General features: G+C 63.3%; 15 protein-coding genes. 9 read left to right on the plus strand and 6 right to left on the minus strand.

The window, feature by feature from the left end; all coding sequences use genetic code 11:
* The first annotated feature begins 11 nt into the window (after window positions 1–11).
* The 9 genes from AABA48_RS13295 to AABA48_RS13335 all read left to right on the plus strand — a co-directional run bounded on the left by AABA48_RS13295 (window position 12) and on the right by AABA48_RS13335 (window position 7309).
* Window positions 12–377, plus strand: coding sequence for a response regulator (locus tag AABA48_RS13295; RefSeq protein ID WP_286350847.1), 366 nt, complete (start codon window positions 12–14; stop codon window positions 375–377).
* 2 nt (window positions 378–379) lie between these two features.
* Window positions 380–2065, plus strand: coding sequence for a chemotaxis protein CheA (locus AABA48_RS13300; protein ID WP_324309040.1), 1686 nt, complete (start codon window positions 380–382; stop codon window positions 2063–2065).
* Window positions 2062–2676: a chemotaxis protein CheC gene (locus tag AABA48_RS13305; RefSeq protein ID WP_010943818.1), complete on the plus strand. Its 615-nt coding sequence runs from the start codon at window positions 2062–2064 to the stop codon at window positions 2674–2676. Before AABA48_RS13300 ends, AABA48_RS13305 begins: the two co-directional genes overlap by 4 nt.
* Complete coding sequence (locus AABA48_RS13310) at window positions 2673–3161, plus strand: chemotaxis protein CheD (protein WP_324309041.1); 489 nt, start codon at window positions 2673–2675, stop codon at window positions 3159–3161. Before AABA48_RS13305 ends, AABA48_RS13310 begins: the two co-directional genes overlap by 4 nt.
* A gap of 39 nt (window positions 3162–3200) precedes the next feature.
* Complete coding sequence (locus AABA48_RS13315) at window positions 3201–4013, plus strand: LolA family protein (RefSeq protein WP_286350850.1); 813 nt, start codon at window positions 3201–3203, stop codon at window positions 4011–4013.
* A gap of 93 nt (window positions 4014–4106) precedes the next feature.
* On the plus strand, window positions 4107–4835 hold the full coding sequence (locus tag AABA48_RS13320; RefSeq protein ID WP_324309043.1) for a LolA family protein: 729 nt from the start codon (window positions 4107–4109) through the stop codon (window positions 4833–4835).
* A 20-nt stretch (window positions 4836–4855) separates the two neighbouring features.
* Window positions 4856–5341, plus strand: coding sequence for a YajQ family cyclic di-GMP-binding protein (locus AABA48_RS13325; protein WP_010943822.1), 486 nt, complete (start codon window positions 4856–4858; stop codon window positions 5339–5341).
* 12 nt (window positions 5342–5353) lie between these two features.
* Window positions 5354–6697, plus strand: coding sequence for a 30S ribosomal protein S12 methylthiotransferase RimO (gene rimO / locus AABA48_RS13330; protein WP_286350852.1), 1344 nt, complete (start codon window positions 5354–5356; stop codon window positions 6695–6697).
* 192 nt (window positions 6698–6889) lie between these two features.
* Window positions 6890–7309 carry a TraR/DksA family transcriptional regulator gene (locus tag AABA48_RS13335; RefSeq protein ID WP_286350853.1) on the plus strand — a complete coding sequence of 140 codons (420 nt, stop codon included), beginning with the start codon at window positions 6890–6892 and terminating at the stop codon, window positions 7307–7309.
* 102 nt (window positions 7310–7411) lie between these two features.
* Here AABA48_RS13335 and gpmI read toward each other — a convergent pair whose 3' ends face one another.
* From gpmI to proB, 6 genes are read right to left on the minus strand one after another with little or no spacing between them, the layout of a single operon-like run.
* On the minus strand, window positions 7412–8953 hold the full coding sequence (gene gpmI, locus AABA48_RS13340; protein ID WP_338270651.1) for a 2,3-bisphosphoglycerate-independent phosphoglycerate mutase: 1542 nt from the start codon (window positions 8951–8953) through the stop codon (window positions 7412–7414).
* An 18-nt stretch (window positions 8954–8971) separates the two neighbouring features.
* Complete coding sequence (locus AABA48_RS13345; RefSeq protein WP_286350855.1) at window positions 8972–9433, minus strand: 23S rRNA (pseudouridine(1915)-N(3))-methyltransferase RlmH; 462 nt, start codon at window positions 9431–9433, stop codon at window positions 8972–8974.
* A 37-nt stretch (window positions 9434–9470) separates the two neighbouring features.
* Window positions 9471–9866: a ribosome silencing factor gene (gene rsfS / locus AABA48_RS13350; protein WP_119333769.1), complete on the minus strand. Its 396-nt coding sequence runs from the start codon at window positions 9864–9866 to the stop codon at window positions 9471–9473.
* Window positions 9856–10506: a nicotinate-nucleotide adenylyltransferase gene (gene nadD / locus AABA48_RS13355; RefSeq protein WP_286350856.1), complete on the minus strand. Its 651-nt coding sequence runs from the start codon at window positions 10504–10506 to the stop codon at window positions 9856–9858. Before nadD ends, rsfS begins: the two co-directional genes overlap by 11 nt.
* A gap of 31 nt (window positions 10507–10537) precedes the next feature.
* A complete protein-coding gene (locus AABA48_RS13360) occupies window positions 10538–11794 on the minus strand; it encodes a glutamate-5-semialdehyde dehydrogenase (protein ID WP_286350857.1) in 1257 nt (418 codons plus the stop codon).
* 36 nt (window positions 11795–11830) lie between these two features.
* The gene (gene proB, locus AABA48_RS13365) at window positions 11831–12952 is read right to left on the minus strand and encodes a glutamate 5-kinase (RefSeq protein ID WP_286350858.1); all 1122 of its coding nucleotides are present in this window, start codon (window positions 12950–12952) and stop codon (window positions 11831–11833) included.
* Window position 12953 lies beyond the last annotated feature (1 nt).

Raw genomic sequence — 12953 nt, forward strand, 5'->3', positions numbered from 1 at the left:
ATGGAGGGCTCATGGCCAAAAGAGTAATGATAGTGGATGACGCTCTGTTCATGCGCAACATGCTGCGGGGCATACTCGAGGATGCGGGGTACGAAGTGGTCGCCGAAGCTTCGGACGGCGCGGAGGCGGTGGTGACGTTCCGTGACGTGCGCCCCGACGTCGTCACCCTCGACATCATCATGCCGGTGAAAAACGGTATTGAAGCCCTGCGTGAAATCATGGCCATCGATCCCAAGGCCCGCGTGGTCATCTGCAGCGCGGTCGGCCAGGAGAGCCTCGTGGACAAGGCCCGGAACGTGGGCGCGAAAGACTTCATCCTCAAACCGTTCAATCCGGAGCGGGTCAAGGATGTGATGAAGCAGGTGACCGAGGGCTAGACATGGACATGTCCCAGTACCGGGACCTCTTCGTTGCCGAGGCCCGGGAACACCTGGAGCGCCTGGGCGAAGAGGTGCTGGCCCTGGAAAAGGACCCGGCGAACGGCGAACGCCTCGACTCGCTCTTCCGCACCGCCCATTCCATCAAAGGCATGGCGGGCTCCATGGGATATGACGGCATAGCCGACCTTTCCCACCGCATGGAAGACCTGATGGACCGCGTCCGCAAGGGCCGGATTCCCTTTGGCCGGCACATCGCCGATCTGCTGCTGGCCTGCGCGGACCAGTTGGGAAGAATGGTGGAGGACGTGACCGGCGGCGGGAACGGCTCCCTCGACGCGACAGACCTCTGCGCCAGACTCGCCCTGGTTGCCGGGCAGGAGGCCCCAGCCTCGGCGGCTCCGGCCGACGCAGAGACATCTCCGCCCCCGCAGCCCTCCGACCAGCCGGAACCGGCACGTCGCGACGAAAGCGACGGGGCGCGAACCGTCCGGATCCGGTCAGAGCTTCTTGACCGATTTGTCAACATAACCGGCGAACTGGTCACCGGCAAGAACCGGATCATGGATCTGGCGGCCGGGCTCGAATCCGAACCACTGCGGGATGCGGCGACCGAACTGTCAAAACTGATCCGCGACCTGCAGCGCGAGGTCATGTCGGCCAGAATGATGCCCTTCGGCACCATCTGCGACCGTTTTCCCCGCATGGTGCGGGATCTGGCCCGCCGCAGCGGGAAAGAGGCAACGCTGGTCATCGATGGCAAGGATCAGGAACTGGATCGCGGCATACTCGAGATTCTCCCCGACCCTCTGCTCCATGCTCTGCGCAATGCCGTCGATCACGGCATCGAGTCGCCGGAGGAACGGATTGCGGCCGGAAAGGGGGCGGAAGGTCGGATCGTCCTGTCGGTTCACAGGGAAAAAGACCATCTGGACGTAACGGTGACGGATGACGGTCGGGGCATGGATCCGGCATCTCTCGTCGACGCCGCCCTTGCCAAAGGGATCATCACCCCGGAAGAGGCGGCGACGCTCAGCCGGCCGGAGGCGTTGATGCTCGTCTGCAGGCCGGGCTTTTCCACGGCCAGGAGCGTCACCGAGGTATCCGGAAGAGGGGTGGGGATGGATGCCGTGCAAGCCGCAGTGAGTCGGGCGGGTGGCAGCCTCTCCATCCAGTCCGAGCGAGGCCGGGGGAGCAGGATCACCCTTCGGCTCCCCCTGAGCGTGGCGATCATCCATGTCCTCCTGGTGGGCTGCGGCCAGCTGACCATGGCGGTTCCCGTCAACGCCGTCCGTCGGACCATCGAGCTGGACCGGCGGCTCCGGCGCACCGAAGATGGGCGGGCTGTTTTCGATCTGGGCGGGGAAACCCTCCCACTGGTTGACCTGGGCCTGCTCGTGGGGACCGGCCCGACGTCCGGCGGGGATTTCTCGCCCGTTCTGACGGCCGACGTTGCAGGCCGTACAATGGGGTTTGCCGTGGACCGGTTTATCGGACAGGCAGAGGTGTTCACCAAGCCGCTCGGCACGCCGCTCAATCGTGCCAGAGGGCTTGCGGGAGGAGCTATCCTGGGAGACGGTCGGGTCATCTTCATCCTCGACCTCCCCAATCTTGTCGACGGGGCCACCAGCCGGCGCCGCGTCTTCATGCACCCTGACGGTGCGCACAAAGGGGGAACGATCGCATGAAATTCGATGCATTGACCGAGGAGCACCTGGACGCCCTCAAGGAAGTAAGCAACATCGGTGTGGCTCACGCAGCCACAGCCCTTTCCCAGTTGATCGGCAAGGGGATAACCCTCCAGGTGCCGAAGGTCCACCTCATGAAGATCACCGAGGTTCCCGAGGCGTTCGGCGGCGCTGAGCGGATCGTTGTCGGAATTTATCTCCAGATGCTCGGCGACGCCCGGGGCAACATCCTCATCGTCCTGCCTAGGGAGAGTGCCCTCAAGCTCCTTTCCCGGCTTCTCCCCCGTGAAAAGAGCGAAGGGTCCCTCCTCACCGAGTTAGAGATTTCGGCGCTCAAGGAAGTGGGGAACATCCTGGCCTCGGCCTACCTCAACGCCCTGGGCGCTCTCATGCGCAAGACCCTGATTCCTTCGGTTCCGGTCCTTTCCTTCGACATGGCAGGTGCGGTCATCGACTACGTCCTGATCGAACTGGGCGAGGTAGGCGACCTGGCGCTCATGGTGGAAACTGAATTCTTCGGCGAAGAGGAGAAAATCGGCGGCCAGTTCTTCCTGCTCCCCGACCCCGAATCTCTCAGGATCATCCTCGATGCCATCGGGGTAAAACTTTGAGCCGGATCGTCAGCGTCGGCATATCGGAATTCAAGATTGCATCGGCCCCGACGATCCTCATGACCTACGGCCTCGGCTCCTGCGTCGGCATTGCACTCCACGATCCGGTCGCGCTCACCGGCGGGCTCGCCCACACCCTCCTCCCCGCTCCGGTCCGAGGGATGGACACCATGGTTAGATCAGCAAAATTCACCTGTTGGGCGGTTGACCTGATGATTGAAGAGCTCATTAAATGCGGTTGCGTCGCTGAACGTCTTGTGGCAAAATTGGCCGGCGGCGCGACCATGTTCGAACCGCAGCACCGCACCACCCACAGCGGCATCGGCGAGCGTAACGTAACGGCAGCCAAAGAGGCTCTCGAGCGGCGCGGGATCCCTCTGGCGGCATCGGACACCGGCGACGATTACGGCCGGAGCCTGGAATTCAATACGGTAACAGGAATTATCACGGTGCGGGCGCTCCAGCGCCCCATCAAGCGCATGTGATCGCACGGTCCGGACGCCGGCGGGCAACGAAGAGGTGATATGAAGGGGCTCAGACTCCTGGCGGCGATCCTGGCGGTCGCCCTGCTTCCATTGACGGTCATGGCCGCGCCCGGCCCGGTGAATGTCGGGCTCCAGGACGTGATCGACACCGTGGAAAAAACATTCAGGCCAAACCGGACCTCGGGACTGCCCCCCCTCGTTTCGGTGACGGCCGACTTTTTCCAGCGCTCGACCCTGGCGGCCCAGAACCGCGAGATGCGGGCCGACGGCCAGATGTTCTTCCGGCCCGCCACGAGCCGGGAACCGCTCATGTTCCGGTTTGATTACTTCCGCCCCCTGAGACACGAGATCGTCAGCAACGGCCGGACCCTCTGGACCTACCTCCCCGAAAACCGTCAGGTAATCGTGAGCGATGTTTCGCCGGTCTTCAACCCCTACACCTTCGACCCTGAGCGCAACCAGGCGTCCAATTTCCTCCAGGGGCTCGGCCGGATATCCAAGGATTTTCTCGTCGTCTTCTCACCCCAGGGGAGGGACATCGGGGGGAATTACGTGTTGGAACTGACGCCGCGCCGGGCAACGGCAACCATCGCCAGGCTCTACATGGCGGTCAACGGCGAGGCGGTGGCAAACTATGTCCGCAGCGGCAGGAGGATTGCCGACAGCATTGCATCCCTCGGCCGCCAGGAGTGGACGTTTCCCATCCTTTCCACCACCGTGGTGGACCACCAGGGAAACACCACGATCATCGAATTCAGCAACGCCCGGACGAACATCCTCCTGAGCGAGTCGCTCTTCACCTTCGCCATCCCGCCGGGAGTTCAGGTGGTTCAGCCGCCCCGGCGGCGCTGACCCCGAATCTGGCTCAGGCGAGGGCGGTGTGGCACATGCCGCCCTCGTCCCTTTTCAATCGCGTCATCCTTTGAACAGAACGAGGACCGGAACATGACTCTGCCGCGCATACTATTGCTGCTTGCCGTTACCCTGCTTCTGGGGACGGGCGTCGCCACGGCGGCACCGTCAGCCCCCCTGGCTGACGTGGTGGCCACCCTTGAACAGGGATACGCATCCCTCAGGGACCTGCAGGCCTCCTTCACCCAGCGGACCGAAATGGCGGCGGTCAAGCGGGCCCAGACCGGCTCCGGCGAGCTGTTCATCCGCAAGGGTGCCGGCGACCGGGCGCTCTTTCGCTTCAACTACGCCAAACCGTCCCAGCAGATCGTTTCCGACGGCAAGACCGTCTGGTACTATCTGCCCGAGAACCGGCAGGTCATGACCATGGATGCCTCTGCCCTCTTTGCGGGCGGCGGGGGGGTCGCCCTTTCCTACCTGACCGGCATCGGCCAGATATCGCGCGACTTCACCGTAACCTTTGCGGGAAACGGACGCGACGCCAAAGGGAACCACGTCCTGGACCTGGTGCCCAAAAAGCAGGGCCAGGCCTTTGCCCGGCTCCAGCTCACCGTTTCGGCCAGGGCGGTCGAGGAGTACCAACGGGCGGGCAAAGCCACGGTACCCTTTCCCATCGTTTCATCCGTTGTGGTTGACCAGATGGGGAGCCGCACCGCCTTCGAATTCTCAAAAATACGGGTGAACCGTGGGCTGGCCGGTTCTCTCTTTACATTCAAGGCTCCTGCCGGCGTTGAGGTAATCCAGGCACCGGGGGTCAAATAACATTATCCAGGGAGGAAACCATGCCCTCATTCGACATCGTTTCGAAGGTGGAAATGCAGGAGGTCGACAACGCGGTGAACCAGACCGTGAAAGAGATTTCACAGCGTTACGATTTCAAGGGAAGCAAGTGCGAGATCAAGCTGGAAAAGGACGCCATCAAACTGCTGGCCGACGATGACTACAAGCTCAAGGCGGTGGTCGACATTCTCCAGTCCAAGTGCATCAAGCGGGGAATATCCATCAAATCGCTCCAGTACGGCAATGTGGAGCCGGCATCCGGCGGCATGGTGCGGCAGGCGGTCGATATCCAGCAGGGTATCTCCAAGGAGAAGGGAAAGGACATCATTGCCGTCGTCAAGGAGTCCAAGCTCAAGGTCCAGGCGCAAATCCAGGATGACCAGGTGCGGGTGACCGGCAAAAACCGCGACGACCTCCAGGATGTTATCAAGCTTCTCAAGGGAAAGGATCTGGGGGTGGAACTCCAGTTCGTAAATTTCAGGGATTAACAAGGGGATTCAGTGAGTAACGCAAAAGAAAAAGTCAGCATGGTCAGCCTCGGCTGCCCCAAGAACCTGGTGGATGCGGAGGTAATGCTCGGCCGCCTGGCAAAGGACCGCTACGAGATCACCACCGACGAGCGCGAGGCGGACATTATCATCGTCAACACCTGCTCCTTCATCAAAGAGGCGAAACAGGAGAGCATCGACACGATCCTCGACCTGGCCGACCGGAAACAGGACGGCCGCTGCCGGCTCCTCATCGTGACCGGCTGCCTCCCCCAGCGCTACCAGGAAGAGTTGGCCCGGGAGCTGCCCGAGGTGGACATCTTCGTGGGCACCGGCGACTACCCCCGCATCGCGGAGATCATCGAGGAGAAGAGTTCGCGACCGGAGCAACTGCGCTACATCGGCGACCCCAACTTCGTATTCGACGAAAGCCTCACGCGCCTCAACTCGTCCCCGGCCTACACTGCCTACCTGAAGATCGCCGAGGGATGCTCCAACTGCTGCTCCTACTGCGTGATCCCGTCGCTGCGGGGGGCATTCCGCTCCCGCCCCCTGGAGAGCGTGCTGGCCGAAGCCCGTTCACTGGTGGCCGGCGGAGCCCGGGAAATCAACCTGATCGCCCAGGACATCACCACCTACGGCCGCGACCTTCCCGGCTCTCCCTCCCTGGAGACCCTCATCCGCGAACTGGCAGCCATTGACGGCCTCGCCTGGATCAGACTCCTCTATGCCTACCCCGACGGTATTACCGACGGCCTGATCCAGACCATCAAGAACGAACCAAAAGTCTGCAAATACCTGGACCTGCCCATCCAGCACATCAGCGACCCGGTCCTCAAGCGGATGAACCGCCGCAGCACCGAGCCCCAGATCCGGGAGCTCGTGGCCAGGCTGCGGGAGGAGATCCCGGACATCGCGCTCCGCACCTCCCTCATCGTCGGGTTCCCCGGCGAAACGGAAGAGGATTTCCGCACGCTCCTCCATTTCGTTGAAGAAGCCCAGTTCGACCGCCTCGGCGTGTTCTGCTATTCACGCGAAGAGGGAACCCCGGCGGCAGAGATGCCCGACCAGGTCTCCGAGCGGGTCAAGCGTGAGCGCTACAAGAAGCTCATGAAGGCCCAGGCGCGGGTATCCTTCAAGCGGAACCGCCGGCTCATCGACATGGAAGAACAGGTCATCGTGGAAGGATACAGCGAGGAAACCGAGCTCCTCCTAAAGGGACGCTCTTCCCGCCAGGCGCCCGACATCGACGGCCAGGTCTACATCACCGCCGGCAACGCCAACGTGGGGGACATCGTGCGCCTTCGGATCACCGATTCCTCCGACTACGATCTCATCGGCGAGATCATCTCCTGACCCTGCCTCCCGCGGGCCGGCGGATGACGTCTGACCGGCCCGCGTCCAGCACCGTTCACTCGGCATTTCCCCGTATACCCACTGTCGACGGCCCCCTCGGCATCCAGGCCCGCTTTTTGCTTGACTTCAAAAAAGTTTTCGGTATGATTTCGTGGCTCTTGAGGCCGGAAAATCAGCAGAGGGAGATAGTAAATGATTGAAAAATCTGAAGAAATGAAGGCTCTTCTCGTCAAACTCAAAGACGAGACCCTTCAGGAGATACACAGGGCGATGCGTAGCGGCTCCGAGAATGCAGGGGGCGAACCCACGGGCGACATCTACGACCAGGCGTCCAGCGAGCGCGACCGGGAGCTGGGACTGCTCCTGAGCGACCGGGAGCGGGACAAGTTGCGCAAAATCGATGAGGCCCTCTTGAAGATCGAGGACGGAGAATACGGCATCTGCGAGGAGTGCGAGGAAGAAATCCCCCTGGGACGCCTCAAGGTCATGCCCTTTGCCCGTTACTGCGTCAAGTGCCAGTCGGACATCGAGAAGATCCAGGCCCAGACCCGCCGTTTCGAGGAAGAGCGGGCGTATCGCGAGATCGCCTTCGGCGAAGAAGAAGAGGCCTGACAGCCTCTCGAGTGGACCGAGAGAAAAAGGGCGCTGCCGTCAATGTCGGCAGCGCCCTTTTTTGTCGCCTTTGGCCTTAAAGTCAAAATTCCGCCACAACCATCACTCGGCAGCGACCAACAGGCTTTTCCCCGTCATTTCCGGCGGCTGCGGAATCCCCAGCAACTCAAGCATGGTCGGCGCGATGTCGGCCAGGGTGCCGGACCGCAGTCGCGCGCCTTTCCGGGAGTCATCCACCAGGATAAGCGGCACCCTTTCGCTCGTATGGGCGGTGTGGGGGCCGCCGTTCTCGTCGACCATCATCTCGGCGTTGCCGTGGTCGGCAGTAATGATCAGCACTCCCCCCTTTTCCAGCACCGTTGCCGCCACGCGGCCCACGCACCCGTCAACCGTCTCAATGGCGCGTACCGCGGCATCGAGGATGCCGGTGTGTCCCACCATGTCGGCGTTGGCGAAATTGACCACCACCACATCGTCGACTCCCTCGTTGATCCGCTTCAGCAGCGCGTCGGTCACGAGAGGAGCGCTCATTTCCGGCTTCTGGTCGTAGGTGGCCACCTCCTTGGGAGAGGGAATCAGAATTCGCTCCTCGCCGGGAAAGGGCTCCTCCACACCGCCATTGAAGAAGAACGTGACGTGGGCATATTTTTCAGTCTCCGCGATCCGCAGCTGCCGGAGTCCGGCCCGGCTCACCACCTGGCCCAGGATGTTGGCGAGGCTTTCGGGAGGATAGGCCACGGGAAGCGGAAAGGTGGCATCGTACTCGGTGAGGCAAACATAGGAGGCGAGCCGGGGCCACGGTGAACGTTCGAAACCGGTGAACGCGGGGTCCGTGAGTGCCCGGGTGATCTCCCGGGCCCGGTCAGCGCGGAAGTTAAAGCAGATGAAACCGTCCCCGTCGGAGAGAAGCCCCGCGGGGCTGCCGTCGGGGGCGATGACGGCAGGGTCCATGAACTCGTCCGTGACGCCGGCACCATAGCTCGCCTCGATGGCGGCGGCCGAGTCCGGACGGAGTGCCCCCTCACCCTTGACAATGGCGTTGTAGGCCCGCTCCACCCGCTCCCAGCGGTTATCCCGGTCCATGGCCCAGTAGCGCCCTATGACCGTGGCGACCCTGCCGAAGCCGATCCGGCTGATCTCCGCCTCCAGCTCGGCCAGGTAGCCCGCACCGCTGCTGGGCGGGGTGTCGCGGCCGTCCAGGAAGGCATGCACGTACACGTCCTTCACCCCCTGGCGCCGGGCCAGCTCGATGAGGGCATAGAGGTGCGTGTTGTGGGAGTGGACCCCTCCGTCGGAGAGGAGCCCGCCCAGGTGCAGCCTGCCGCCGGCGGCCCTGACGCGGGCCATGCAGTCGAGGAGCACCGGATTGGTGAAGAAGTCGCCATCGCCGATCGCTTTGGTGATGCGGGTCAGGTCCTGGTAGACCACGCGGCCGGCGCCGATGTTCAGGTGACCCACCTCCGAGTTCCCCATCTGGCCGTCGGGAAGCCCCACGGCCAAGCCCGAGGTCTCCATCTCCACCGAGGGGTACTCGGCCATGAGGCGGTCCATTACCGGGGTCCGGCCAATGGCTACGGCGTTATTGGAAGGGTCGGGATTGATCCCCCACCCGTCGAGGATCATGAGCACGAGCGGTCTGGGCATTGCTCCTCCGTGACAGGATTAATGATGATAGGGTTCGTTGCCGATGATGGTGAAAGCCCGGTAGATCTGCTCCAGCAGCACCACCCGGACCATCTGGTGGGTAAAGGTCATCCGCGACAGAGCGATGACCCGGTCGGCCCGGCGCCTGAACCCGTCGGCAAAGCCATAGGCCCCGCCGATGGCGAAGGCCAGCTCGGGCACCGCCGTGTCCCGGCAGCGGGAGATGTAGGCGGCGAATTCCGGCGAAGTGAGCTGATCGCCCCGCTCATCCAGGAGGATCAGGCGGGAGGTGCGGGGAACGAGCTTGTCGAGCCGTTCACACTCCCGGGCGCGCATGGCCTCGGCCGCAGCGCCCTTCTCATCCCGCGCCTCGCCGATCTCCAGGGGGGCATAGCGCCTCACCCTGCCGGCATATTCGTCAATGCCGCGCCGGACCCACTCCTCCTGAGTCTTGCCGACCCAGAGCACGCGCAGTTTCACGGTGCTCCGGCCCCGGCCGGCGCGAAGAGGGCGAGGATCACTCCCCTCCCCCTTCCTTCCCTTCCCACAGGTACTCCTCGGGAATCGCCACCTGCCCGGCAGCGGACCAGAGGCCGTCCAGGTCGTAGTAGGAGCGCAGTTCCTCCCGGAAGATGTGGACTATCACGTCGCCGTAGTCGATCACGATCCAGTTCCCTTCCCGCAGCCCCTCCATATCGATGACCTTGCCGTACTTCTTGAGCCCCTTCTTGACCGAATCGGCAATGGCCTGGGCCTGCTTGTCCGAACGGCCCGTGGCGAGCACCAGGTAGTCGGCAATGGACGATATCCGGCCGATCTCGAGGACCTTCACATCAAGGGCCTTCTTGTCGAGGGCGAAACGGGCGCACTGGAGCGCCCGCTCGAGGGGGGTGAGCGTGGGTTTATCCGTCATGGGCATAGATCCTTTGTTCGTTGATGTAGCGTTCCACCGCCTCAGGGACCAGGTACCTGATCGACCTGCCGAGGCGGGCGAGTCCGCGGATGGATCGGGACGAGATGTCGAGGGGGACACCGGCCAGCGAGTAGACCGAGTATCCCGAACGGTGGGCAATCCGATTTTCCGCGGGATAATAGCAGAATTGAGCGGTTATGGCAACCGGCAGCGCCGCGTAAAGATTCGTCGCCTCGGCTCCGGGACGGGCCACCACCACCAGGTTGCAGGAGGCAAAGATCGCCTCGTAATCGTACCAGGAGCCGATGTCGAGAAACGAGTCGCTGCCGACGATGAAGAAGAATTCGTCTCCCGGATGTTCTTCCCTGAGAGTCCGGATGGTGTCAATGGAGTAGGACTTCCCCGGCCGGCGCCCCTCCATATCCGATACGGCAAAGGCAGGGTTATCCGCCGTGGCCAGTCGCGTCATGGCGCAGCGGGTCTCGAAGGGAACCTCCCCTTTCATGGGTTTGTGAGGGGGTGCCGCTGCCGGGATGAACAGGACCCGGTCCAGGGCAAAGGTGTCCCGCACCTCCTCTGCTATGCGGAGGTGCGCCAGGTGCACCGGATTGAACGTGCCGCCCAGAATGCCCGTTTTCATCCCTTGCCGGCCTCCGCTTCCCTGCCCCCGCTCACTGCCTCACCTGTCCATCGCCATAGACGATGAACTTGGTCGTTGTCAGATCCTCCAGACCCATGGGGCCGAAGGAGTGGAGCTTGGTTGTGGAGATGCCGATCTCGGCGCCGAGCCCCAGCTGATTGCCATCGGCAAAGCGGGTGGAGGCATTGACCAGCACCGTGCTGGAGTTCACCTCCCGGATGAAGCGCTGGGCGTTGTGATAGTCGCGGGTGACGATGGCCTCGGTGTGGAGCGAACCGTAACGGTTGATGTGGGCCACGGCCTCGTCAAAGTCGTCCACCACCCGGACCGCCAGGATCAGCTCCAGGTATTCGGCATGCCAATCTTCCTCGGCGGCCTTTTTGGCCTGGGGCGCAAACTGACGAACGCAGTCGTCGCCCCTCAGCTCCACCTTCAAGTCGGTGAGGGCCTCGGCAATGCGGGGAATAAAGGTTTCCGCGATGTCCTTATGCACCAGGAGCGTTTCCAGGGCATTGCAGACCCCGGGCCGCTGGACCTTGCCGTTGACGATGATCTTTTCCGCCATGTCGAAATCGGCATCCGCGTCCACGAAAACGTGGCAGACCCCCTTGTAGTGCTTGATGACCGGAATGCGCGAATTCTCGACCACGAAGCGGATCAGGCTTTCGCCTCCCCGCGGAATGATCAGGTCGATGAACTCCTCCTGCTTGAGCATCTCCAGGACCCCCTCCCGCTCGGGGAAAGGAACGACCGACAGGGCCGCGCCGGGGATGCCCGCCCGGTTCAGCTCTTCCCCGAGAATGCGGGCGATGGCCAGGTTGGAGTGGATCGCCTCGGAGCCGCCCCGCAGGATGACGCTGTTGCCGCTCTTGAGGCAGAGGGCCGCGGCATCGGCGGTGACGTTGGGGCGCGCCTCGTAGATGATCCCGATAACCCCCAGGGGAATCCGCATCTTGCCCACGCGGAGGCCATTGGGGCGGGTCCACATCCGCGTCACCTCCCCCACCGGGTCGGGGAGGGCAGCCACCTCCCGCAGGCCGTCGGCCATGGCCTTGATCCGGGCCTCGTTGAGCATGAGCCGGTCGAGCATGGCGGCCGAGAGCCCCTTGGCCTCGCCCGCTTCCAGGTCCTTCCGGTTTTCCTCGACGAGCTGGACGGTGTTCCTGACCAGAGAACCGGCCATGGCCAGTAGGAGCTCGTTCTTGGCGGAGGCGGAAAGCTTCGCCATGGCTATTGCGGCCTGGCGGGCGTCGGCGGCGATGCTTCGTATCTTTTCGGCGATCGACATGTCAAACCCCTCCCTAGGAAGTCAACGTGAGTGGTGCTACAGCACCACGAGATTGTCCCGGTGGATGATTTCGTCCCCGTATTTGTAACCGAGGATTGCCTCGATCTCGCCGCTGCGATGACCGAGGATGCGGATAATCTCGTCATGGGAATAGTCCACGAGCCCCCGGGCGATCTCCGTGCCGTCGGTGCCGCAGACCCGGACGCAGGCGCCCCGGTCGAATTTCCCCTCGACCCGGACCACCCCAGACGGCAACAGACTCTTCCCCTGGCGGGCAAGCACCGTGCGCGCGCCGTCGTCCACGATGACCCTGCCCGATGGCCGCAGGGTATGGGCGATCCAGTGCTTGCGCCGGTTGAGGCTCTCCTTGCCGGGGAGGAACAGGGTCCCCACCTCGCGGCCGGCAAAAGCCTCCGCCAGCAGAGACGGCTTCCGGCCGTTGAGCATGAGCGTCGGCACCCCGAACTGGCCGGCCTTCTTGGCCGCGGCCAGCTTGGTCACCATCCCGCCGGTACCGACGGTGGAGCCGCTGCCGCCGGCGGCCCGCTCCATCTCCCGGGTGATCTGCCGGACCAGGGGAATGAGCCGCGCGTCGGGATTGGTGCGGGGATCGGCCTCGTAGAAGCCGTCGATGTCGGTCAGGATCACCAGCAGATTGGCCTCCGCCAGGTTGGTGACCAGGGCGGAGAGGCTGTCGTTGTCGCCGAACTTGATCTCGTCGAAGACCACGGTGTCGTTTTCGTTGATGATCGGGATCACCCCGAAGGAGAGGAGGGTATCAAGGGTAGCCCGGGCGTTGAGAAAACGTCCACGGTGGGCCAGGTCGTCGCGGGTCAGAAGGATCTGCGCCACCTTGTGGCCAAAGGGATCGAAGGCCTCCTCGTAGGCGTGCATGAGGCGCGACTGGCCGATGGCCGCCGCCGCCTGCTTCTGGGGGATGCTCCGGGGCCTGCCGTCGATGCCGAGTTCTTTCCGCCCAGCGGCCACAGCGCCCGATGAAACGATGATCACCTGGCGGCCGCCGGCGCGCAGTTCCGCCACCTGGGCGGCGATGCTGCCCATGAGGGGCTTGTTGAGCCCGTTGTCACCGCAGGTGAGGACCCCGCTGCCGATCTTGATAACGATCCGCTTGGCCTTGGAGAGGATTCCGCTACGCATG

Origin of the sequence: Geobacter sp. 60473, from assembly GCF_036323535.1 — a bacterium.
In the GTDB taxonomy this organism is placed as follows: Bacteria; Desulfobacterota; Desulfuromonadia; order Geobacterales; family Geobacteraceae; genus Geobacter; species Geobacter sulfurreducens.

Excerpts from the sequence above, each read along its gene's own strand:
- AABA48_RS13335 (WP_286350853.1), top strand. The coding sequence starts at position 6,890 with ATGATTGAAAAATCTGAAGAAATGAAGGCTCTTCTCGTCAAACTCAAA.
- AABA48_RS13300 (WP_324309040.1), top strand. The coding sequence starts at position 380 with ATGGACATGTCCCAGTACCGGGACCTCTTCGTTGCCGAGGCCCGGGAA.
- gpmI (WP_338270651.1), bottom strand. The coding sequence starts at position 8,953 with ATGCCCAGACCGCTCGTGCTCATGATCCTCGACGGGTGGGGGATCAAT.
- AABA48_RS13305 (WP_010943818.1), top strand. The coding sequence starts at position 2,062 with ATGAAATTCGATGCATTGACCGAGGAGCACCTGGACGCCCTCAAGGAA.
- nadD (WP_286350856.1), bottom strand. The coding sequence starts at position 10,506 with ATGAAAACGGGCATTCTGGGCGGCACGTTCAATCCGGTGCACCTGGCG.
- proB (WP_286350858.1), bottom strand. The coding sequence starts at position 12,952 with ATGCGTAGCGGAATCCTCTCCAAGGCCAAGCGGATCGTTATCAAGATC.
- AABA48_RS13295 (WP_286350847.1), top strand. The coding sequence starts at position 12 with ATGGCCAAAAGAGTAATGATAGTGGATGACGCTCTGTTCATGCGCAAC.
- AABA48_RS13325 (WP_010943822.1), top strand. The coding sequence starts at position 4,856 with ATGCCCTCATTCGACATCGTTTCGAAGGTGGAAATGCAGGAGGTCGAC.
- rsfS (WP_119333769.1), bottom strand. The coding sequence starts at position 9,866 with ATGACGGATAAACCCACGCTCACCCCCCTCGAGCGGGCGCTCCAGTGC.
- AABA48_RS13315 (WP_286350850.1), top strand. The coding sequence starts at position 3,201 with ATGAAGGGGCTCAGACTCCTGGCGGCGATCCTGGCGGTCGCCCTGCTT.
- AABA48_RS13320 (WP_324309043.1), top strand. The coding sequence starts at position 4,107 with ATGACTCTGCCGCGCATACTATTGCTGCTTGCCGTTACCCTGCTTCTG.
- AABA48_RS13360 (WP_286350857.1), bottom strand. The coding sequence starts at position 11,794 with ATGTCGATCGCCGAAAAGATACGAAGCATCGCCGCCGACGCCCGCCAG.